The organism is Streptomyces chromofuscus (assembly GCF_015160875.1).
In the GTDB taxonomy this organism is placed as follows: Bacteria; Actinomycetota; Actinomycetes; order Streptomycetales; family Streptomycetaceae; genus Streptomyces; species Streptomyces chromofuscus.
Map to the genome: position 1 here is coordinate 5,158,329 of NZ_CP063374.1, position 21,136 is coordinate 5,179,464.

General features: G+C 71.1%; 18 protein-coding genes. 11 read left to right on the forward strand and 7 right to left on the reverse strand.

Going from position 1 to position 21,136, the window contains the following annotated elements; all coding sequences use genetic code 11:
* Positions 1-164 precede the first annotated feature (164 nt).
* Positions 165-509: a hypothetical protein gene (locus IPT68_RS23405; RefSeq protein WP_228039828.1), complete on the forward strand. Its 345-nt coding sequence runs from the start codon at positions 165-167 to the stop codon at positions 507-509.
* Positions 510-907: 398 nt separating this feature from the next.
* Here the strand turns inward: IPT68_RS23405 and IPT68_RS23410 are convergent, their stop codons facing one another.
* Entirely contained in the window at positions 908-1,189 is a 282-nt protein-coding gene (locus IPT68_RS23410; RefSeq protein WP_189696336.1) for a hypothetical protein, read from the reverse strand.
* 216 nt (positions 1,190-1,405) lie between these two features.
* Positions 1,406-1,885 carry a hypothetical protein gene (locus IPT68_RS23415; protein WP_189696337.1) on the reverse strand — a complete coding sequence of 160 codons (480 nt, stop codon included), beginning with the start codon at positions 1,883-1,885 and terminating at the stop codon, positions 1,406-1,408.
* Positions 1,886-2,355: 470 nt separating this feature from the next.
* On the opposite strand from IPT68_RS23415, the gene IPT68_RS23420 reads away from it, so the two are divergent.
* Positions 2,356-3,072 carry a hypothetical protein gene (locus IPT68_RS23420; protein WP_189696338.1) on the forward strand — a complete coding sequence of 239 codons (717 nt, stop codon included), beginning with the start codon at positions 2,356-2,358 and terminating at the stop codon, positions 3,070-3,072.
* Positions 3,073-3,147: 75 nt separating this feature from the next.
* Complete coding sequence (locus IPT68_RS23425) at positions 3,148-3,420, forward strand: hypothetical protein (protein ID WP_189696339.1); 273 nt, start codon at positions 3,148-3,150, stop codon at positions 3,418-3,420.
* A gap of 291 nt (positions 3,421-3,711) precedes the next feature.
* On the opposite strand, the gene IPT68_RS23430 is transcribed toward IPT68_RS23425, so the two are convergent.
* Positions 3,712-4,470, reverse strand: a complete 759-nt coding sequence (locus IPT68_RS23430) for a chaplin (protein WP_228039829.1) — start codon at positions 4,468-4,470, stop codon at positions 3,712-3,714.
* 520 nt (positions 4,471-4,990) lie between these two features.
* Here IPT68_RS23430 and IPT68_RS23435 point away from each other — a divergent pair.
* Together IPT68_RS23435 and IPT68_RS23440 are read left to right on the forward strand one after the other, a co-directional pair.
* Entirely contained in the window at positions 4,991-5,821 is an 831-nt protein-coding gene (locus IPT68_RS23435; protein WP_189696341.1) for an SDR family NAD(P)-dependent oxidoreductase, read from the forward strand.
* A 232-nt stretch (positions 5,822-6,053) separates the two neighbouring features.
* The gene (locus IPT68_RS23440) at positions 6,054-7,637 is read left to right on the forward strand and encodes a S8 family peptidase (protein WP_189696342.1); all 1,584 of its coding nucleotides are present in this window, start codon (positions 6,054-6,056) and stop codon (positions 7,635-7,637) included.
* Positions 7,638-7,644: 7 nt separating this feature from the next.
* Here the strand turns inward: IPT68_RS23440 and IPT68_RS23445 are convergent, their stop codons facing one another.
* Entirely contained in the window at positions 7,645-8,850 is a 1,206-nt protein-coding gene (locus IPT68_RS23445; protein ID WP_189696343.1) for a serpin family protein, read from the reverse strand.
* A 110-nt stretch (positions 8,851-8,960) separates the two neighbouring features.
* Between IPT68_RS23445 and IPT68_RS23450 the strand changes: the two genes are divergently transcribed.
* The 6 genes from IPT68_RS23450 to IPT68_RS23475 all read left to right on the forward strand — a co-directional run bounded on the left by IPT68_RS23450 (position 8,961) and on the right by IPT68_RS23475 (position 15,576).
* Positions 8,961-10,160, forward strand: coding sequence for a DUF4190 domain-containing protein (locus tag IPT68_RS23450; protein ID WP_189696344.1), 1,200 nt, complete (start codon positions 8,961-8,963; stop codon positions 10,158-10,160).
* 235 nt (positions 10,161-10,395) lie between these two features.
* Positions 10,396-11,148: a GntR family transcriptional regulator gene (locus IPT68_RS23455; protein WP_189696345.1), complete on the forward strand. Its 753-nt coding sequence runs from the start codon at positions 10,396-10,398 to the stop codon at positions 11,146-11,148.
* 303 nt (positions 11,149-11,451) lie between these two features.
* On the forward strand, positions 11,452-11,637 hold the full coding sequence (locus IPT68_RS23460) for an SPOR domain-containing protein (protein ID WP_189696346.1): 186 nt from the start codon (positions 11,452-11,454) through the stop codon (positions 11,635-11,637).
* 36 nt (positions 11,638-11,673) lie between these two features.
* The gene (locus tag IPT68_RS23465) at positions 11,674-12,087 is read left to right on the forward strand and encodes a (deoxy)nucleoside triphosphate pyrophosphohydrolase (RefSeq protein ID WP_189696347.1); all 414 of its coding nucleotides are present in this window, start codon (positions 11,674-11,676) and stop codon (positions 12,085-12,087) included.
* A 192-nt stretch (positions 12,088-12,279) separates the two neighbouring features.
* Positions 12,280-12,708 (forward strand): ATP-binding protein, encoded by a 429-nt coding sequence (locus IPT68_RS23470; protein WP_189696348.1) that lies wholly within the window; start codon positions 12,280-12,282, stop codon positions 12,706-12,708.
* 261 nt (positions 12,709-12,969) lie between these two features.
* Complete coding sequence (locus IPT68_RS23475; RefSeq protein ID WP_189696349.1) at positions 12,970-15,576, forward strand: SpoIIE family protein phosphatase; 2,607 nt, start codon at positions 12,970-12,972, stop codon at positions 15,574-15,576.
* A gap of 60 nt (positions 15,577-15,636) precedes the next feature.
* Here the strand turns inward: IPT68_RS23475 and IPT68_RS23480 are convergent, their stop codons facing one another.
* The 3 genes from IPT68_RS23480 to IPT68_RS23490 all read right to left on the reverse strand — a co-directional run bounded on the left by IPT68_RS23480 (position 15,637) and on the right by IPT68_RS23490 (position 21,133).
* Positions 15,637-16,488 (reverse strand): immunity 49 family protein, encoded by an 852-nt coding sequence (locus tag IPT68_RS23480; RefSeq protein ID WP_228039830.1) that lies wholly within the window; start codon positions 16,486-16,488, stop codon positions 15,637-15,639.
* Between the two features lie 11 nt (positions 16,489-16,499).
* The gene (locus IPT68_RS23485) at positions 16,500-19,439 is read right to left on the reverse strand and encodes a hypothetical protein (protein ID WP_189696671.1); all 2,940 of its coding nucleotides are present in this window, start codon (positions 19,437-19,439) and stop codon (positions 16,500-16,502) included.
* Between the two features lie 107 nt (positions 19,440-19,546).
* A complete protein-coding gene (locus IPT68_RS23490) occupies positions 19,547-21,133 on the reverse strand; it encodes a hypothetical protein (RefSeq protein WP_189696350.1) in 1,587 nt (528 codons plus the stop codon).
* Positions 21,134-21,136: the final 3 nt, after the last annotated feature.

A 21,136-nucleotide genomic window follows, 5' to 3' on the forward strand; every position in this document is an offset into this window, starting at 1 on the left:
CAGCAGTCATGACTGTCCGCGTCCGGGCTGCGGCAATCTTGCCGCCGGGCGCAGCTGACTATGCATTCCGGCGTAGAACGATCAGTTTCGACAATCTCAGGCCCGGGCGCACGCCAGTCACATGACAACGGCGCCCGGGCCTACGTCGTAAAGGAGCGCAGCACATGTTCACTTCGCGGAAGATCGCCACTGTCTCGGGGATCGTCGGAAGTCTCGCCGCAATCTGTGTCGGTGCCGGACACGCATCCGCAGATGGGCGCTCGGGCAACTGCGAGAGCACCGTGCAGGGTGGCACGGTCTGCATTCGCAAGAGCGAGACCCGTATGGACAAGGACGGCGAGCATGTCATCAGGCAGGAGCAGGAATGCTCGACGACCGACCGGCCGAACGTGGTGTTTCGGGACGACCAACTGTTGGGTGGCGGGTCCGCCGGCGTGGGGCCGGTTGTGGACTGCTCCAACACGGCGAAGCTGCCGAAGGGCTTCAAGAAGCCGCATGTCGAGATCTGAGCGCCGTCGGCGAATGCCGGGCCGGGACGATTCCCGGCCCGGCATTCGTTTGTGCCTCGCCCTACGTGACGCTGACCCTGTTGTCGCAGTTCCGCGGCTCGCCGATGCCGACTACGTTCTGCCGGACGCCGGACGCCGGACGCCGGACGCCGGACGACCGTTGTGGCTGTGGATCTCGCCCGCGCCCTCCCGTCGACCGGACGATCCGTCACACCGCGCCCGGACCGCGGCACGCGCAGTGGTCGAGGAGTGCGTCGCGTGACTGAAAGCGCGGGGGATCTGCCGCAAGGCCCGGTACGGCCCGCGAATCTGCCGGCGCACGCAGATGGTCCCGGCGCCTAGCCCTGGGGCCTGGTGCCGGGACCAACTCGCTCGGCGGCTGTGCGCCGACCGGAACGTCAGAAGGCGCTGTTGTTGCAGCCCATGGTGGAACCGATGTGGGAGGACTGGGCGCCCGGGTTGCCCTCGCCGTTGAGCCCGTTGCCCAGCAGGCCGTTGAGGAGGCCGACCTGGCCAAGGATGTCGAGGTTCAGGTCGTGCGACTTGCACTGGGAGTTCTGCGAGATGTGGAACTTGTCGCCGTCCTTGCCCTTGCCCTGGTCGGCGTGGGCCGTGCCGCCCACGAGGCCGATGCTGCCGAGTGCGGCGACCAGGACGGCAACGGTGCGAAGCTTGCGCATTTCATCTCCGGTGGAGTGGGTGGGTGCGATCTGCGGGAGATCGACTTTCTACAGTTCCCGGAGACTAATAGGAAATGCGACAAAGCGGGCAAAGGCGCGCCGATCTTGCGAACATGCGGCGGAAGCACCCGAAAAGCCGTATCGCATGCGAACCGGCCTGCGCCGCGAAGCGCGGGAGGCCGGTGCCGGGCGGCAACGCGTGGCTGTCCGACGGTGCTACCGCGTGCGCGCGTTGGCGAAGGAATTCGCCTGACTGTTGGCCTGGGTGCAGTCGACGCCCCGGGTCTGGGAGGCGGCGAGCAGGGCGACCGGTACGTTCGCGGCGAGCAGGTTCTGCGGACTGCATTCCTGGTACGGCCGGAACAGGTTGGCCTGGCCCACCGGACCGCCCTGCTCCGACTGCGGGGCTTGCGGAGAAATGTGAGGGTTGATCTGCGGGTTCAGCTGAGGGTTGACCTGCGGGCTGACCTGGGTGCCCCGCTGGGGTGCCGCCTGCTGCGGAGCCGGCGAGCCGTAGGTCTGCACGGACGCCTGCGAGGAGGTGGCCGAGGCGGCCTGGGCGTCCGGCTGCGAGACGGGAGGCGGCACAGTCCCGTCGTAGGCGACCGGAGTGACGGCTGAGCTGGGGCCGGCGCCGACGGCGGACAGGCCACCGGCTGCTGCTACGACGAGCGCGACTCGCTGAAGTTTGCGCATGAAATTCTCGGCCCTTCATTGACCTGTTCACGGAACCTGGTGAATTGCTCAAGTGGCAGCGTGATTGCCGCTGTTGTGCCGCCTGGTGCGGCTGCGACAGACCATCGTTCTTGCCCCGTGGGGAACGAGGTGAGCGCGAAGCCAGATACGGGCGGTGGGCCGTGGTCACCCATTTGACGCAAGGGTGCAGAGAGTCGCCACGACGCCCGTGCCGGTAGCGGCAAATGGGTGACGGACCTGTGTGTGCCGTGACCGCGGCGAGGAAAACCTCGTTCCACGTGGGGAGGGCAGCGAACGTGGACCCGAAGAGGCGTGAGGGAATGTGCTGCCGGCTCCGATGCGACGTCCGCGGGTTCCTCAAGCTTGACCGCTGCTGAGGGTGCGGCTGTGAGTATCGCACCGAGTGCATGCGTGACGGCGCACTGAATGCAATGGATTACCAATTCAGGTATCGAAGGGCCGAGGGTTTCATGCGCAAGCTTCACAAGGCCGCGCTCGTCGTAGCAGCGGCCGGCGGTCTGACCGGCGTTGGCGCCGACGCCAGCCATGCCACTGTCCCCGCCGGACACGGCGCTGCCGCTCCAATGTCGGCTCCCGACTACCCGGCCCCGCAGCCCGCCCCGCCGCCCGGTCCTGCCGCCTCGGCCGTATCGCAGGGAACGGCGCAGGCCGCCGCGCCGCAGTACCAGCAGCAGCCTGCCCCGCAGTACCAGCAGCAACCTGCTCCCCAGTATCAGCAGCAACCTGCGCCGCAGTACCAGCAGCAGCCCGCGCCGCAGTATCAGCAGCAGGCCCCGCCGGCACAGCAGACCGGTCACGCCTACGCCGCGGCCTCGTCGCACGGATCGGCGCAGGCGGCCGCGTCCCCGCACCAGCAGCAGCCTGCCCCGCAGTATCCACAGCAGTACCAACCGCAGGCCCCTCAGCCGCAGCAGCCCCAGGTCATGCCTCAGGTGGTGCCGCAGGTCATGCCACAAGTGGCCCCGCAGGTAGCCGTACCTCAGGCCTTCGCTCCTGAGCCCCCGATGCAGGTCACCCCCCAGGTGAACCCGCAGATCAACCCGCAGCTGAACCCGATCGTCAGCCCGCTCATCTCGCCGGCGAGCGCACCGCAGTTGGCGCCGGTCGGCCTCGGGCAGATCGCGGCACCGCCCCTCGGCCAGATGGGACTTCCCCGGCTCGGCTGACGGCCTCCCCTGGTGCCGCCCTCAATCCCAACACCACGTGCTACGAACCCCATCCGCTCGATCAACGGAGAACCCATGCGCAAGTTTCAGAAGGTCGTCCTCGTGAGCGCCATTCTCGGCAGCGTCGGCTCACTCGGTGGCAACACCGCCGTGGCCGACGAGCCGTACAGCGACCTCGACATCACGCAGGGCATCGAGTGCCGCTCGCACGACATGAACATCGAGGTGCTCGGCAGCGTTGGCGCCCTCACCGGCCTGGCAGGCAATCTGCTGAACGGCGAGGGCAACCCCGGGGCACAGCAGAACCACCTCGGTTCAGACATGGGTTGCAACAGCCAGGCGCTCTGACCCGCACAGGTCCTCCTGGCAGAACGCCGCGCCACCGTCACATGTGACGACGACCGCAACAGAAAGAGGGACGCCAGCACCCGCTGGCGTCCCTCTTTCTGCCTGCTGTAGGACCGCTATGTCGTTTTCGGCGCCACCCGAACCGGACTCGATCGGGAGCGGGCGAGCCGGCGGGACCGGTCCAGAACAGCAGACCGCCGCCGCCCCGACGCTCATTGGCGACGGTGACGGCGGCTTGACCCGCTACTCGTCCGGACCGGGGCGTACCCGGTGGAGTCGTGCGCGTCCGGGTCAGTGATTGCGGCCCGGGCGGTAGCGGCGGTACAGGGTCGCGCCCGTGACGAGGAGCGCGGCGCTGCCGGCCACAGCGGTGGCCGTGAGGTCCGCTCCGGTGTGGGCCAGCGTGGGCGTCCCCAGGTGCGGGCTCGGCTGGGATCGGGAGATCGTGGGAGACTCCGGGGCCTGGGGCTTCGGGGCCGGGGTGTCCGTGACCGGGGGCTTCGGCGCCGGGGTGTTCGCAGCCGGGGTGCTCGGTGGCTGGAGGGTCTCGGTCCCGGGCCCGTTGACCGACTCGTTCCCGAAGACCGGGTTGCCCAGGCCGGCCACGTTGACACTGTTGCCGGAAACGTTCACCGGCAGGTCGACGGGGAGCTGGATGCCGTTGCCTGCGATCAGCCCGGGCGAATCCGAGGTGAGGGCCTCGGCCGATGCCCCGCCGGACGTCGCCGATCCGCCGGTGGCCTCCGTACTGCCACCGGCCGCCGATCCGCCGCTCTGCGCCGAACTGTCGTCGTCCTTCACACCACCGGCCTTCGCCGCGCCCTTGTTGGCGCAGGTGTTGCCCGCGGCCGGGTTGAGCAGTCCGACGACGTCCACCGTGTTGCCGCAGACGTTCACCGGCACGTCCACCGGGATCTGGATGGTGTTGCCGGAGGCCAGCCCGGGCGAGCCGACCGTCGTGCCGTCGGCGCCGGCTCCGTCGGCCGCGAGCGCGGCGGACACCGGGAGTGCCATGACCATCGCGCCGGAAGCGGCGACGACGGCAATCACACCGTTTCGGGTAGCCCGTCTCATAGGTTCACTGCCTTCCTGACATCATCGCGGGCACTCACCCGCATTTCGTAAACGCAGGTGCACCAATCAGGTTATGGGTGCCGTCCCGCAGGCCACTCTCGGGCACTAGTCTCAGACTTCTTTGCCGAACGGAAGGAGCTGGATGAGGGGCTCCGGAAGTGAAATGGGTCCCCCCTGCACCAGACTCCCGAGCGGGTTCGGTTCCGCACCCTCGCTGTGGGCCACTGCAGCGGTTGCGGATGTCTCCGCCTGAGCGGGGGACATGGACAACATCATGCCGGTCGCCGCAGTGATCACTGCGGGCAGGATCATTTTCCTCATGCTTTGATCAACGAGACATGATGCAAATGGTTCGGCAGGTGAAAGCAAGTGAAAGCAAGTGAAAGGGGACCTCGCCCCGCGGTGCACAACAATCCTATGAGCGGCGAAAGCGGCGGAGCTGATTACCATAAAACCGGGATGTTGAGGTGTGCATCGTGTTGTCGACGGAGGGTCGATGAACAAGGTCTGGCTGATCACGGGGGCGAGCAGCGGTTTCGGGCGGGCGCTCACCGAGGCGGCGCTCGCCGCCGGTGACGTGGTGGTCGGCGCCGCCCGGCGCACCGACGCGCTGGACGGCCTGGTCGCGGCCCACCCCGACCGGATGGAGGCGTTCCGGCTGGACGTCACCGACGTCCTCGCCGTCGACGCCGCCGTACGGGACGTCGTCGCCCGGCACGGACGCATCGACGTCCTCGTCAACAATGCCGGCCGCACTCACGTCGGCGCCTTCGAGGAGACGGCCGACGACGAACTGCGCGCCCTGTTCGACGTGCACGTCCTGGGTCCCGCGGCGCTGGTGCGCGCCGTGCTGCCGCACATGCGCGAACGGCGGTCGGGCGCGATCGTGCAGATGAGCAGCGTGGGCGGGCAGATGTCGTTCGCGGGCTTCTCGGCGTACAGCGGGACGAAGTTCGCCCTGGAGGGCATGTCGGAGGCGCTCGCCGACGAGGTGTCCGACGTGGGCATCAAGGTGCTGATCGTGGAGCCGGGGGCGTTTCGGACCTCGCTGTTCGAGGGCGGCCGAGCCGGGTTCAGCGCCGACAGCGGGGTGTACGAGAAGGTGAGCCGGACGCGGGCGTACGTCTCCGGCGGTGACGGCACCCAGGCCGGCGACCCGGCGAAGGCGGCGGCGCTCATCCGTGCCGCGCTGGACGCCGAACGCACGCCGCTGCGCCTGCCGCTCGGCGACGACTCGGTGACCGCCGTGCTGGACCACCTGGACCAGGTGCGGGCCGACGTCACGGCGTGGGAGGAGCGGACCCGGGACACCGCGTTCGACGAGTGAGCGACCGGCGAGGCCCTCCCGGAGCGGATTCGGCTCCGGGAGGGCCTTGACGCTCCGTCATGTCGGCCGTATGGCGGGCCGGTTACATCCGTGCAGGGCCCTTGTGCAATTCCTGTGGAAGCCTCAATCTTTCGGCTGACGCACAGGTGAGCCGCAACGGCTTGTCATGTTCCTGCCCATCTGAGGCGTCGCCCCCACGCCAGCGCACCACCGATTGAGGAGGACCCCTCAGATGGCAGTGATGCGTACTCCCCACCGCACCACCCGGCGAAGACTGCCTGCGATCGGCGCCCTGACCAGCGCGGCGCTCGCCGCGGGCCTCGTCTCCGCCCTGCCCGCCGGGGCGGCCCCGGCGGCCGAAGGCCGCATCCAGTACGAGGGCGCGGCGAACGCCGTCGCCGACAGCTACATCGTGACCCTCAAGGCGGACCAGGCCCGCTCGGGCACCGCCGAGGGGCGCGCGCTGGCCAAGAAGTACGGCGCCACCATCGAGCGTACGTACACCAAGGCCCTGAACGGTTACGCGATCGAGGCCGACGCGGACGAGGCGAAACGTCTCGCCGCCGACCCGGCCGTCGCCTCCGTCGTCCAGAACCGCACCTTCACCATCGCCGCGACCCAGCCCAGCCCGCCCTCCTGGGGCCTGGACCGCGTCGACCAGCGCAACCTCCCGCTCAACAACTCGTACACCTACCCGGACAGCGCCGGGCAGGGCGTCACGGCGTACGTCATCGACACGGGCGTGCGCATCACCCACAGCGACTTCGGCGGCCGCGCCTCCTACGGCTACGACGCCGTCGACAACGACAACACCGCCCAGGACGGCCACGGCCACGGCACCCATGTCGCCGGCACGGTCGCCGGCGGCGCCTACGGCGTCGCCAAGAAGGCGAACGTCGTCGGCGTCCGAGTGCTCAACAACTCCGGCTCCGGCACGACCGCGCAGGTCGTCGCCGGCATCGACTGGGTCGCCCGGAACGCGGTCAAGCCGGCCGTCGCCAACATGTCCCTCGGCGGCGGCGCGGACACGGCCATCGACACCGCCGTGCGCAACGCCATCGGCACCGGCGTCACCTTCGCCGTCGCCGCCGGCAACGAAACCACCAACGCCTCGACCAGGTCGCCCGCGCGCGTGACGGAGGCGATCACCGTCGGCGCCACCACCAGCACCGACGCCAAGGCGAGCTACTCCAACTACGGCTCGGTCCTCGACCTGTTCGCCCCCGGCTCGTCCATCACGTCCGCCTGGAACACGGGCGACTCGGCCACCAACACCATCTCCGGCACGTCGATGGCGACCCCGCACGTCGCCGGAGCGGCGGCGCTCTACCTGGCCGCCAACCCCACGGCCACGCCCGCCCAGGTGTCCACCGCGCTGACGTCCGCGGCCACCCCCAACGTCGTCACGAGCCCCGGCTCCGGCTCGCCCAACCTCCTGCTGTACGTCGGCGGCGGCACCCCCACGCCTCCCGGCCCGCGCTTCGAGAACACCGGGGACTACGCCATCGCCGACAACGCCACGGTCGAGTCCCCGGTGACGGTCACCGGCGTCTCCGGCAACGCGCCCTCCGCGCTCGCCGTCGAGGTCCACATCGTCCACACCTACATCGGTGACCTCCAGGTGCAGCTGATCGCCCCCGACGGCACGGCGTACACGCTCAAGGGCTACGGCACCGGCGGCAGTGCGGACAACATCGACACCACGTACACCGTCAACGCCTCCTCCGAGGTCGCAGGCGGCACGTGGAAGCTGAGGGTCAGCGACAACGCGCGCTACGACACCGGACGCATCGACGCCTGGGCGCTGCAGTTCTGACCTCGCATCACCACTGATCGCTCGTCTCGTCCTCGCGGTAGGGCTTCGGGTCCGTGACCCAGCCCGCCGCGAGGACGAGACGCGTACGGCGGTCGAGGGCGAGGAAGCCGAAGGGCCGGTCGAAGGTGGCACGGGCCAGGGTGGTCACGTAACGGAGCTCGGGTATCCCGCCACCCGCCACCATGGCGACCGCCGTCACCGCTCCGGCCCGGAATCCCAGTGCGCCGAACCGCGCCAGCGCGGACTGCCGGGCCGAACCGACGGCCAATGGGCTGTCGCTGACACCGGGGAAGTGGCCTCGCGTGGCGTCCCGCGCCGTCGTCAGCCCGAACAGGCGGTGCGCCTCCAATAGATCGTGCTCGGCCGTCACGTCGTACGCCACCGTCCGCACGGAGAGCGTCGGCGGCTGCGGGGTGACGCACCACGTCTCCTCGACGCGCAGGCCCGGCCCCGCGTCCCCGTACGGCAGCCGGGGCCCCGGCACCACGGTGTGCCGTCCCGCGAGGATGTCCACGCCCGCCGTCAGCACCTGACCCGGTGTCATCCGCTCCTCGCCCAGCAGCAGATGGACGCTGACGCCGTGGCCGCCCAGTACTTTCAGCTCGGTGACGCAACCGTCGGGTGTGTCGGCGACGCCGACCCGGTCCAGCAGGGCGCTCCGGCGGTTCAGGCCCACGAGGGTCCGACCCCTCCAGGGCCCGTCGGTCGGCCACAGCGGCATCTCCTCGAAGGGCCGCAGCCAGTCCGTCCGCAGGGCCATCGCACTCGCCAGGACCATCGCGGTGCCGTCCGTGAGCTCGACCGGCATACGCTCGATCAGCCCGCCCGTGCGCTTGCCCGCCCACGTGTCCAGCACCGCCCGGTCGGCCCCGAGGTCCCCGGTGAGCACCCCGTGCGCCTCCGCGGGCAGCCCCGTCTCCCAGGCCTCCTTCAACTCCAGCGTGCGCTTCGTCCACAGGCCCAGGGCCGAGTTCAGGCCCGGCATCGCTTCCATGGCGGTGAGCAACTCCCGTGCGGCCCCGGCGGCGTGGTCCGCGGGCAGGCCCAGCGCGTCCGCCAGCTCCGCCCGCGCCGCACCCCCGGCCCCGTCCGCGAGGAAGGCGAGCAGGGGCCACACCCCGGCCGCCGAGAAGGCCGTGCCGTCCGTGACGGTCCCGGCCCAGCGGGCCGTCAGCCCGTTCACCGCCTGCGTCGTGGCCCGCGCAATCCGCATTCCGCCCCCACTCGTTCCCCGCATACCATGCGCCAGTCGTACATCTCGTGCGTGAGACGTACGTCAGTTCCCCTGCCTCGTCCGAGGCCCGAACCAGGAGCACCGTACCTGTGTCCATACCCCCGCCCCCCGGGCCCCAGCAACCGCAGGACCCTCATGGCCCCTACGGTCCGTACCAGGCTCCGCAGGCCCAGGGTCCGTACGGCGGCCAGGGTCCGTACGGCGGCCAGGGTCCGTACGGGGCTCAGCCGCCGAACGGGGCGTGGGGCCCGTACCCGCCGGCTGGGCTGCCGCCGGTCAACGGCGTCGCGATCGCCGCCCTCGTGCTCGGCATCCTCTGCTTCCTGCCCGCCGTCGGGCTGGTGCTCGGCCTGATCGCGCTGCGGCAGATCAAACGCAAGGGGGAGCGCGGCAAGGGCATGGCGGTCACCGGGGCCGTGCTGTCGACCGTCGGGCTGGTGCTGCTGTCGCTGTCGCTCTCGACGGGCGCCGTGTCCGCCTTCTGGGAGGGCTTCAAGGAGGGCGCGCGGGACAGCGCGGTCGTCTCGCCGAACAAGGGGGAGTGCTTCAACCAGCCCAGTGGGTCGTTGGAGGGGGAGACGTACGACGTCGACGTGGTGCCCTGCTCCGGCAAGCACGACGGCGAGGTGTTCGCCACCGTCACCCTGCCCGGCGGCACGTTCCCCGGCGACGACCACATCACGAAGGTCGCCGACGACAAGTGCTACGCGCTCGAGAGCGAGTACGCCATGGACAGCTGGGCCCTGCCCGACGACGTCGACGTGTACTACCTGACGCCGACCCGGGACAGTTGGAGCCTCGGCGACCGGGAGATCACCTGCCTGTTCGGCAACACCGACGAGAAGGGCAGCCTGACCGGTTCGCTGCGCAACGACGAGACCACCCTCGGCGCGGACCAGGTCGTCCATCTCGACGCGGCCCGCGCCATCGACGCCGTGCTGGCCGAGGAGCCCGAGGCGTTCCCCGAGGAGGACCTGGCGGCGAACCGGGTCTGGGCACGGGACGTCCACGAGGTGCTCCTCGTGCAGGCCGCGGCGCTGGAGGCCCACACCTGGCCCGCGGACGCCGAACAGCCCATGGCCGCCCTGGTGACGGAGCTGGAGTCGGCCCGGGACGAGTGGGAGAAGGCGGCGGACGCGGGCGACGCGGACACCTTCTACACGCACTACGACGAGGCCTACGGGTTCTACGACAGCCCCACCACCGTCGCGGCGCGCGAGGCCCTGGGACTGGACACCACCCCGCCCGCCGACGAGTCCGCTGAGGCCGCCCCGGACACGGACGTGTGAGCGCGCCGCCGGCGATGATCCACTCCTGCTGCGACGGGAGGGATCCGGTCCCCCCGAAGTGATCAGCCCTGGCCGTCCGGGGGAGTGATCAGCCCCATAGCGGGGAGAAAGTGCCTGCGTGAAGCCTGTGGGGGCCAGAAGTCATCACATCGAGTGATTCTCTGGCCTTCGCTTGCCTGGCACAACCGACGGTTGCCACGCTGTTGCTGTCTGTACAACCTGATGGGAGCGGCCAGTGACATTCGGTGAGCAGCCGGCGTACCTGCGCGTCGCGGGTGATCTCCGCCAGAAGATCGTCGACGGTCTGCTTCCACCGCACACCCGCCTGCCCTCACAGGCGAGAATCCGCGAGGAGTACGGGGTCTCGGACACGGTCGCGCTGGAGGCGCGCAAGGTGCTCATGGCGGAGGGGCTGGTCGAGGGCCGCTCCGGCTCCGGGACCTACGTGCGGGAGCGGCCCGCGCCCCGGAGCATCGCCCGCTCCGGATACCGTCCGGCCGGCGGTGCCACGCCGTTCCGGCAGGAGCAGGCCGACGCCTCGGGGCGCGGCACCTGGGAGTCCAGCAGCGAGCAGACCGAGGCGAGCGGCGCCATCGCCGAGCGGCTCGGCATCCGCCTCGGCGACCGGGTGATGTGCACCAAGTACCTCTTCCGGGACAACGGTGAGCCGATGATGCTGTCCACCTCCTGGGAGCCGCTCGCCGTCACGGGGCGCACGCCGGTGATGCTCCCCGAGGAGGGGCCGCTCGGCGGCATGGGCGTCGTCGAGCGCATGGCCGCCATCGACGTCGTGGTGGACAACGTCACCGAGGAGGTCGGCGCCCGCCCCGGACTGGCCGAGGAGCTGCTCGCGCTCGGTGGTGTCCCCGGACATGTCGTCCTCGTCGTGCAGCGCACCTTCTACGCCTCCGGACGCCCGGTCGAGACGGCCGACGTCGTGATCCCGGCCGACCGCTACCGCGTTGCGTATCACCTCCCCGTGAAGTAGCGCACAACTGTGCGGCAGTTGCTCCCGGCACGGGCGTGCCGGGGGCTGGGTCACGCGCCGGTGAATTCCGGACGTTCTCGCAGGTGGTCCCCGCCCTACCGGGTGTGCCCCCGACCGAATGCGCCGAGGTCTGCGGACGGCGCGTCCAGGCTTGTGCGCCCCCCGACGCTGGCTTGTTGCGTACCTCTTTGTGAAAAGGCGTATTCGCTGCGTGAAGGTTAGGCGTAGGCTCGGGCATATGCGGATTGCGGTTTCCTTAGCGGGCGGGGCGCGCGGGCCGAGGGCGGGAAGCGGAGGGGTGCGATGAACGACAGCACGGTGACTCTTCCGTGGCTGGTCATACGGCAGGACGACAACGGCAATCGCTACCGCGTGGGCCGGTACGCGACCCGGGCCGAGGCCCAGAAGATCGCGGACAGCCTCGACAGCCGGGGCCACAAGCAGCTCTATTGGGTCGAGCGCATCGGGCAGAACGGGGACGAGGCCTGAGCGCCGCCGCCGGAGAGCTCCCGTAGGCTCCGGCGCATGACGGAACGGATCGTGGTGGTGGGCGCCGCCCTGCTCGACGGCGGCCGGCTGCTCGCCGCGCGCCGCAGCGCGCCCCCCGAGCTGGCCGGCCGCTGGGAACTTCCCGGCGGCAAGGTCGAACCCGGCGAGACGCCCGAGGCGGCCCTGGTGCGGGAGTTGCGGGAGGAACTCGGCGTCGAGGCGGAGGCCGTGCGGCGCGTGCCGGGGGAGTGGATGCTCACCCCGCCGTACGTCCTTCAGGTGTGGACCGCGCGGCTGCGGGCCGGCTCGCCCGAGGCGAAGGCCCTTCAGGATCACGACGAGTTGCGCTGGCTGACGGCCGGGACGCTGTGGAGCGTCGAGTGGCTGGAGCAGGACGTGGGGGCGGTCCGAGAGGTGGCGCAGGCGCTGAACGCCGGTGTGGAGCACTGACGTAGGACCGGCGTGAGCTCTGGGCGCGGGGGAGCGTCACCGGCGTGATCGGCGCGGTCGCCCCCGCTGCCGGCGCACTGTCGGCGCACCCATTCGACCGGTACGCCGTTCGTGCCACCGTGCGCCCTTCCCGGCGGTACTGCCCCACGTATAGGGGGTATGTGCCCATTAACCCCACGAAACCGGACATGGGTGGGCTCACTGTCCTGGGAAGTGATCGGCGTGATCGACACCGAAGGCGACTGCGCCGAGTGGACCTTTCCCGCCGACCCCACGGCCGTGCGCGCGGCGCGCTCCGTCGTCCGCGGCCAGCTGAACGGCTGGGCGCTCGAGAGTGTGAGCGACATCACAGCACTGCTGGTCAGTGAGCTGGTGACGAACGCCCTTCGGCACGCCACGGGCCCCATCGGGGTGCGCCTGGTGCGCCCCGCCGGCCTGTCCGACGTCCTGCTCGTGGAAGTCTCCGACCCGATTCCGGACCCGCCCCGTGAACGCGCCGCCCGCCCCGAGGACGAGAGCGGACGCGGGCTGCAACTCGTGGCTTCCTCCTCGCGCCGCTGGGGCACCCGGCCCGGGGAGTCGGGCAAGACGGTCTGGTTCGAGCTCGCCGTCCCGGGCTGAGAGCGGGTCGTCGACCCCTTACAGCCGTCGTACTCCTGTCCACGGACGGGATCCGGCCGGAAGACGTTGCCCAAAGGGGTGATTCGAGGGCGTGTCCCCTGGTTAGAAGACTGGAAGTGTTGTCGCGGTACGGTCTGAAAACCGCCTGGACCGTGCTGTGATCGTGAACACCGTGTTGTGCGGCGCCGTAGTGCTGGATACTGCGGGCAGCCGCCTCCGGTGACCGGTGCCGGACGCGGTGAGCTGGAGGGGACGGTTCGCGTGAGCGAGATACCAGCGAGGGCCACGGAGTCGGAGGACCCGTCGGGCGGCGCGAGGACGGAGGCGGCGGATGCCTCCGGACAGATGCCGCCCGCCGACGCCATGTGGCAGAGCAGTCCGCCCGGCTCGATGTACGACTACATCAAGGTCGCCTCCTTCTCCATCGGCCCCGACGGACTCGTCGACCAGTGGAGCCTGCGCGCCGAGAACCTCTTCGGCATCCCGGCCGAGCGCGCCGTCGGGATGGACCCCATCGAGGCCTTCGTCGACCCCGATCTGCGCGAGCGCGGACAGCGGAAGATGGCCGAGATCCTGGACGGACGGGAGTGGACCGGCGTGGTGCCCTTCCGGCTGCCGGACAGGGCCGACGGCGGACGCGGCGGCACGGGGCTCGCCGAGGTCTACGTGATGCCGACCCGCACCGAGGACGGCGACAAGGCCGCCGTCTGCATCGTCGTCGACGTGCGGGTGCTGCGCCGCATCGAGACCGACCTCGCCGCCTCTCAGGCGATATTCGGTCAATCCCCGTTCGGCTTCCTGCTGATCGACGCCGATCTGAAGGTGCGACGCGCCAACGAGCGGTTCGCGTCCATCTTCGGCGGCACGCCCGACGACCACCGTGGCCGCGGGGTTCACGACTATCTGCCGCGCGGCGAGGCCGAGCGGGTCTCCGCGACGCTGCGCCGGGTCCTGGAGACCGGCAACAGCATCACGGACATGCACGTCACGGGCTTCGTGCCCGGCTCCGACGACCGGCGTCACTGGTCGGTCAACCTCTACCGCGTGCACAGCGGAACCGGCCGCCCCATCGGCATCGCCTGGCTGGGAATCGACATCACCTCACGCCGCGCCGCCGCCCGCGAGGCCGCCGCGGCCCGGCGCAATCTCGCCCTGCTCAACGAGGCCGGCGCGCGCATCGGCAACTCCCTCGACCTGGAGACCACCGCCCGCGAACTCCTCGACGTCGTGGTCCCCGGCTTCTGCGACCTGGCCACCGTCGACCTCTACCAGGGACTGCTGGTGGGCGACCAGACTCCGCAGGGTCTTGCCGACGGCAGCGCGGAGGTGCGCCGCGTCGCTTTCGCCAGCGCCGTCTCCGACGCCCCGTTCATGGGCGCAGGCAAGCCGGTCACCGTCGGCGCCGTCCACCACTTCCCCTTCAACTCGCCCTGCGCCGACGCCCTGCGCACCGCCCGCCCGCAGACCGTCCCAGCCGAGGACGGCGGCCTCGTCCAGTCGACGCTCGCCGTGCCGATGGTCGCCCACGACACGGTCGTGGGACTCGCGCAGTTCTCCCGCACCAAGGGCAGCGAGCCGTTCGGCGACCGGGACCGCGACCTCGCGGTCGAGCTCGCCGCGCGCGCCGCGGTCTGCATCGACAACGCGCGCCTCTACCGTCGTGAGCACGAACGCGCGTTGATACTGCAGCGGTCCCTGCTCCCGCCCGGCGACCCGGTCGCCTCGGGCCTCGACATTGCCTGCCGCTACCTGCCCGGGAACGCCTCCACCGGCCGCCCCAGCGAGGTCGGCGGCGACTGGTTCGACGTCATCGAACTGCCCGGCCACCGTACGGCGCTGGTGGTCGGCGACGTCATGGGCCGGGGCCTGCGCGCCGCGGTCGCCATGGGCGAACTGCGCACGGCCGTCCGCACGCTGGCCCAGCTCGACCTCGAACCGGCCGAGGTGCTCGCCCAGTTGGACGAGATCGCCCGCGGCCTCGGCGCCCCCGGCGGCATCCAGCAGGCCACCCGCGCCGCCCGCCGCCCCCGCGAGGCGGACCTGTCCGAGGTGTACCTGGCGACCTGCGTGTACGCGGTCTACGACTCCGTCACCCGCCGGTGCACCTTCGCCAACGCCGGGCACCTCCCGCCGGTCCTGGTCGAACCCGGCGAGGCGGCGCTGATGCTCGACGTACCGCCGGGCCTGCCGCTCGGCGTGGGCGGAGAGCCCTTCGAGGAGGTCGAGGTCGAACTCCCCGAGGGTGCGCTGCTCGCGCTCTACACGGATGGACTGGTCGAATCCCGCGACCACCCGCTGGACGAGGGCCTCCAGGCCTTCGTCGGCGCGCTCACCGACCCGGCGCGTCCCCTGGAGGACGTCTGCGACCAGGTCCTCCACACCCTCGACACCCATCACGGCGAGGACGACATCGCCCTGCTCATGGCACGCGTCCAGGGCCTGCCCACCGAGTCGGTCGGCGACTGGACGCTGCCGCGCGAGCCGCGCAGCGTGGGCCGGGCCCGCGAGTACGCCCGCGGTCAGCTCCTCAGCTGGGACATGGAGCCGCTGGTCGACACGACGGAGCTGCTGGTCAGCGAGCTGGTGACGAACGCGCTGCGGTACGGCGAGGGCGAGATCCGACTCCGTCTGCTGCTGGACCGCACCCTTGTCTGCGAGGTGTGGGACTCGGGCCTGGTCCAGCCGCGCCGCCGCCGCGCCCGCGACACCGACGAGGGTGGCCGGGGCCTCCAGCTCGTCGGCCTGTTGTCGGCCGCGTGGGGCTCCCGCCGCACCCACCGCGGCAAGACGGTGTGGTTCGAACTGCCGCTGCCGGACGGGGAGAACGGCGTGGCGGATCCGGCGGAGGCGCTGCTGAGCCTGTTCTAGGCGGAACGGACGGCCAGGCGGTGCAGGGCCGACCGCCCGCCCCACCGCCCGGTTCGTGCCTTAGGTGGGGAACTCACCGAGCCAGTTGCGGCCCAGCAGGACCGCCGGCAGGTATTCGGAGTCCACCTCGACGGGAAGGCCGGCGTCGTGGGCGAAGCAGGCCATGGCGAGGGGAGCGAGTGCGACGAGACCCGACGCCTGGAAGGCGCGGCTCTCCTCGGTCCAGTACTCCTTGTGCAGTTGCAGGGCGTGGACGAGCGCACGGTGGAATCCGTCGGTGTCCTGGCGCACGAAGCGGTGGAACATCTCCATCGGCGGGTACAGCAGCTTGCCGGCGGTCTCCGGATCGCGGGCCGCCGCCGGGTCCGTGCCGTCGACCGCGGCCACGAGCTTGGTGCCCAGGTCCGAACCGCCGCGCCAGTACGTCTGCAGCGTGTCGACCCAGCCGAAGTGGTACTCCTCGAACTGCCCGCCGTTCTCGCGGAGCAGAGACAGGGGCACCTCGCACAGCGCTGTGATCCGGTCCCGTTCCCGGCACACCACGGCGAGGTAGAAGGCGCTCAGCCAACTGCCCGGATTGACGTACCACTGCGGCCCGGTGGCCTCCAGCGTGCGGTCCTTGTGCGCGATACGGCACTGGACGTGGTCGTCCGACGTGGTCGCGGCGGCGAACACGGCGGAGCCCACCTGCATCGCGTTGACCCAGGCGTCCCAGGTGGGGAAGACCGAGGCCCGCGGATCCACCAGGCAGCGGGACATGGCCAGGGTGAGCGTGGTGCGCTGGGCGTCTCCCAGCCTGGTGGAGCGTTCCTCAAGACCGTCGATCAGCCCCTGCGCGTTCTCCTGGAGCACGGCGAGGCCCTGTTCCGCGTTCTCCATGGGGAGGGGAGGGCGGGTGATCGTCGAGACCAACGCGATTCTCCTTAGAAGATCTTGAAGTGCTGCAGCTGGGCGCCAGCATACTTACCGGTGTTCTCGGCAGCCTGGACAAGGACGTAGCGCAGGGACTTGTTCTCGATGGCCGCCCTGATCTCCGCGGCGTACTTGGCGTCGTTCGGGGAGAAGAGGGCGCGTTCCTCCATGTCCGCCACGATCGTGCGGACGTACTCGATCGTTCCCTGCTTGACCATGGTGCCGCTGTCCTGGACACCGTTGCCCTGACGCCAGTCCAGCCGTGCGTTGGGGCCCTTCGCCTCGACGATGATGAGGTTGCCGTCCTTGTCCCGCCAGAGCTGGTCGAACCGCTTGGAGCCGTTGGCCGTTTCGGGCAGGTCGGTGATCTCCCTGGCGCCGTCGAACTCCTTCTGCATGAGCATGTGGCGGCGCGCGGCTTCCTCGCCGAGGGCTTCGCCGAGCTTGCTGTTGTTGCCCACTCCTTCGCCGACCGTCGCGTTGAAGTGGTCCTGCGCCTTGGCGAGCGCTTCGGCGGCCTCGTCAGTGGGCGTCGCGTCGAACGTCTTCTGGGCGTCGGTCAGCTGCATGCCGGCGAAGCGCTTCGCCGATACGTCGTCCAGGTGGCCGAGGTTCTCCGCGGGGACCGTGGACCGGCCCCTGTCCAGCGGGGTCAGGTGGAACCTGTCCGGGTTCGCGTACGGCATGGCGTCCGCCGCCATCCAGCCGCCGCCCGGCTTCTCGACGAGCTTGGGCAGGAGCTGGCCGTCGACCATCTCTTCGGCGTTGTTCCGCTTGCCGGGGCCCCACTTGTCGTAGTGCTCCGCCCGCCAGACCGGGTCCTCGTTGGCCAGGCGGACGTGCTCGCGGGTTATCGCCGCCCGTTCGGCGGGCGTCCGCTCGTCGGCCGGCTTCTGACGTGCGGCCTCGTACTCCTCACGGCGTGCCGCCTCGGCCGCGTGGCGTGCCGCGTCGTCCGAGCCGCGTGCCGCGTCGTCCAGACCGCCCGGGAGGACGGCACCCCCTGACGGCGGGTCGAGAGGACCGCCGCCGGTGCCGGGACCGTCGGTGTGTCCGCCGCCTGTCCCCGGCCCCTCGGCATGGGTGCCACCCGTGCCGAGATCGTCCGTACGACCACCCGGCAGGTTGTCCCCCGTGCCGGTGACCGGGGTCGCGTTGTCGAGGCTGTTGGTCGGCAGGTTGCCGGCGGTGCCGCCGGGGAGGTTGTTCGCGGTGCCGCCGGGGAGGTCGTCGGTGGTGCCGGTGGGGGGTGTGGCGTCGTCGCCGGTGCGGCCGATGTCGCCGAGGTCGTCGAGGGCGTTGCCGAGGCGGATGTGCTGGCCGGCGTTGTCGGCGGTGCCGGTCGCGGCGCCGGCCATCGCCGGCTCGCGGACCGGGGAGTCCACCCGGGGGAGATCGGCACCGTCGCGGGGCACCCCGGGCTGGTCGACGACGTCGCCGGGGCCGTCGTCGGACTTCTGGATGACGTTGCCGCCCTCGTCGAGGATGTTGCCCTCGGGGTCGTAGTAGCGGGCCGGGGCGCCGTCCTCGGTGGGCAGCTTGACCGTGCCCTCCGGCAGGACCGGGGCGTCGTCGGGGAGCTTGACCGCGCCCTCGGGCAGCTCCACCGCGCCTGCGGGGACCGGGGTGCCCTCGGGCAGCTTCACGGCGCCGTTGCCCAGGTCGACCGCGCCGGGCGGCAGTGCGGTGCCCTCCGGGAGGGTGACCGCACCGCCCTCGGGGATCCTGATGCCGCCGGTGGGGATCGCCGCACCCTCCGGCAGCCGCACCGTTCCCTCCGGCAGCCGCACGGTGCCCTCGGGGAGGGTGATCGCGTTGTCGGGCAGCCGGGGGATCTCGATATTGCCGACGCCCTTCAGCGCCGCGCTGATGTCGCCGATCTTCGACAGGCCCGCACCCGCGCCCTTGGCGATGTACGTCATCGGGTCGATGACCTTCGCCGTCGTGCCCAGCACCTTCGCCACCGCGCCGGCCTTGCCCGCACCCGACACCGCACCCCCCGCACCGCCGGTGAACACGGTCGTCAGCACGTTGAAGGTGACGGCTCCGGCGGCGCGGGCGGGGTTCTTGCCCCACTGGTCCCACGCCACCAGCGCCTTGCCGGTCTCCTTCATCGCCGTGCGCGAGTCACGGATCCACGAGGGCAGCTTGTCGTCGGGCAGCAGCCAGAACGCCGCGCTCACCCCCGGCAGCGACGACAGGACCAGGCCCGTGGCCAGCTGCGCCAGGCCCTTCCAGGCCTGGCCCATCGCCTCCCAGCCACCGAAACCGACCAGCGTGCCCAAGCCCTTGATCGTGCCCCAGATACCGTCCACGATCAGGCCGTCCCACACGAACGACTTCACCCAGTGGCCGACCTCGTACCAGTGATGCTTCTCCTCCACCGGGTCACCCCAGGGAAGCTTCGCGTTCTTCATGTCCTCCGCGGAGAACCCGTACTGGTCCTTACGGTCCGAGCCGTCCCCGGCGACCATCTGCGTGCCGCCCCACAACGCGGTGATCTTGTTGTGGCACGTGCGCTCCGCCGCCCAGAACGCCGCGACCGTCGCGGTGATGTCGTCGCGCAGCTGGTTGTGCTCGCCAACCTTGTCCTCGTCGTACTCCCACTCGTCGTCGTCCTTCACCGACGCGACGAAGGCCGTCGCCTCCGCCTTCAGCTGCTTCAGCCGGTCCACCAGCGGACGGATCTCCGTCGCGTACGACGACAACGCACCCGACACCTTCTCCAAGTCGTCGGCGAACCCGTCCGCCCGGTCCTTGACCGGCTTCGTCGTCGCGAACAACTGCTCGGCCTCCGGCGCCCGGTAATACGCCGACAACCCCTGGAACCGGGAATGCACATCGGCGCCCGCGTCACGGACATGGCCCGCGTCCGTCTTCAACGCCGCGTAATCCGCCTCCAACTGGGCCAAGTCACCAGTGAACTGCGGAATCTGCTCCGGTGTGATCACGCTCAACTGCCCCCGCTCGTCCGCGCGTCATCGGACCGACCCTCAACAGGATCTCTCGGATCATCATATAAGGGGGGTGTGCCGAGTCCTGTGGGGCGCGAAGTTTGTTACGAGAGTGGGAAGTTACGGCGCGCGCGGCACCGTGGGCCGCCGAAGCTCGCGGGCGGCCCGGGAGTTGAGTCGTCGGGCAGCAGGATGCCGCCCAGGAGCGCCCCGCCGACGCCCGTCGAGTGCGGGGTCGTCGTGAGGACGGGGGTGCCGTGGACCCGGACGTCCTGTTCGGCCAGATGCAGGGCGGTGCGGGCGAGGGTGTCGGCGGTGAGGGGCTCGTCGGTCAGGAGCCGGTGCGCGGACGCCAGGCGCGTACGGGCCTCGCTGCCCACCGCACCCCGGTGCGTCGAGACGAAGCCGGCCGCCGCGGCCGTGGCGCTCCGGGCGACCAGCTCACCGGCCACCGGCAGGACCCCGGCCCGCCCCGCCGCGACCGGAACGACGGCCCGCACGACGCGACGCAGGACGTCGAGGGGGTCGTACGGCCCGGTCGACAGCGTCTCGCGTACGGCGGCAAGGACGGCGTCGGCGTGCATCAGGCGCGACGTCAGCTCGCCGACGGGAAGGTCGGACACGACAACGCCGTCCGCCGCCCGGGTCACCCGCTCCCGCGCCCCCGCGATCTCCGCCTCCGCCCCCGTGAGGGTCGCCGGTACCAGCGTCTCGGCCGTCGACAGCTCCCCGGCGAGGCGGTCGACGGCGTCCACGAAGGTCGCCGCCTGGGCGATCGCGCCCTCGGCGGCGCGCAGATGGGCGGCGGCGCGGTCCGGCTCGCCCAGGTCGGCGCGCTGACGAGCCTGGTTGAGGTGGAGCGTCGTGAACACCAGGCGGTCCTTGGCCTGTTCGACGTACCCGACGACCGGGGCGGACGCCGTCGACGCGTACCGCCTGCCGAGTCGCGCCAGGGTCGCCTCCGCCGTCGCCGTACGGCCGGCCACCTCACGGAACCTGCCCTCCGCGACCTCCAGCGCCTTCCCGGTCCTGCACTCCGGACCGCGCACCGCGTCGAACGCCCCCGCCTCCGCGTCCAGCCGCCGTCCGGCCTCCGCGCACCGCCCGGCGATCCCGGCGAGCGCCTGCCGCCGGGCCGATGCCTCGGACGGGACACCGTCGTCGTACCGCTGCCGCATGGCGAACGCGGCCGACAGCTCCCACTCCGCCTCCCGCAGCGCCCGGACGAAGGGTTCCACGGCCTCCGGGCCCGACGCGGCCTCGGCGAAGGCGAGTTCCTCGCGGCTGGTGCGGACGCAGTTGTCGGCCTCCACCAGTAACGCCCGTGCCTGTTCGTCCGGTTCGGCGGGAGGTGACGGGGCGGCGGGCCTGCCGGACGGGAGGCCGCTGGGCGTGGTGCGCGTGCGGGTCCGCCGGCTCCTGCGCAGGTAGCCGTAGGCGGCCAGCACCACCGCCGTGCCCAGCGCGAGGAGCGGGAGGACGAAGTCGGCGATGGGCGTCTCCTCGACCTGGTCCTGCGCCGTCGGCTGCGGGGTGGCCGCGGCCCGGCGGTCGCCGCCCGAGGAGTCGGTCAGCTCCGGCCACAGCAGCCACAGGACCGCGATCACTGTGCCGAGAGTGGCGTGCGCGATCCGCGCGGGTGTGCGCGAGGCGGCACGCCGGGGTCGGCCGCGGATCGAGGAGGGCGTCACATT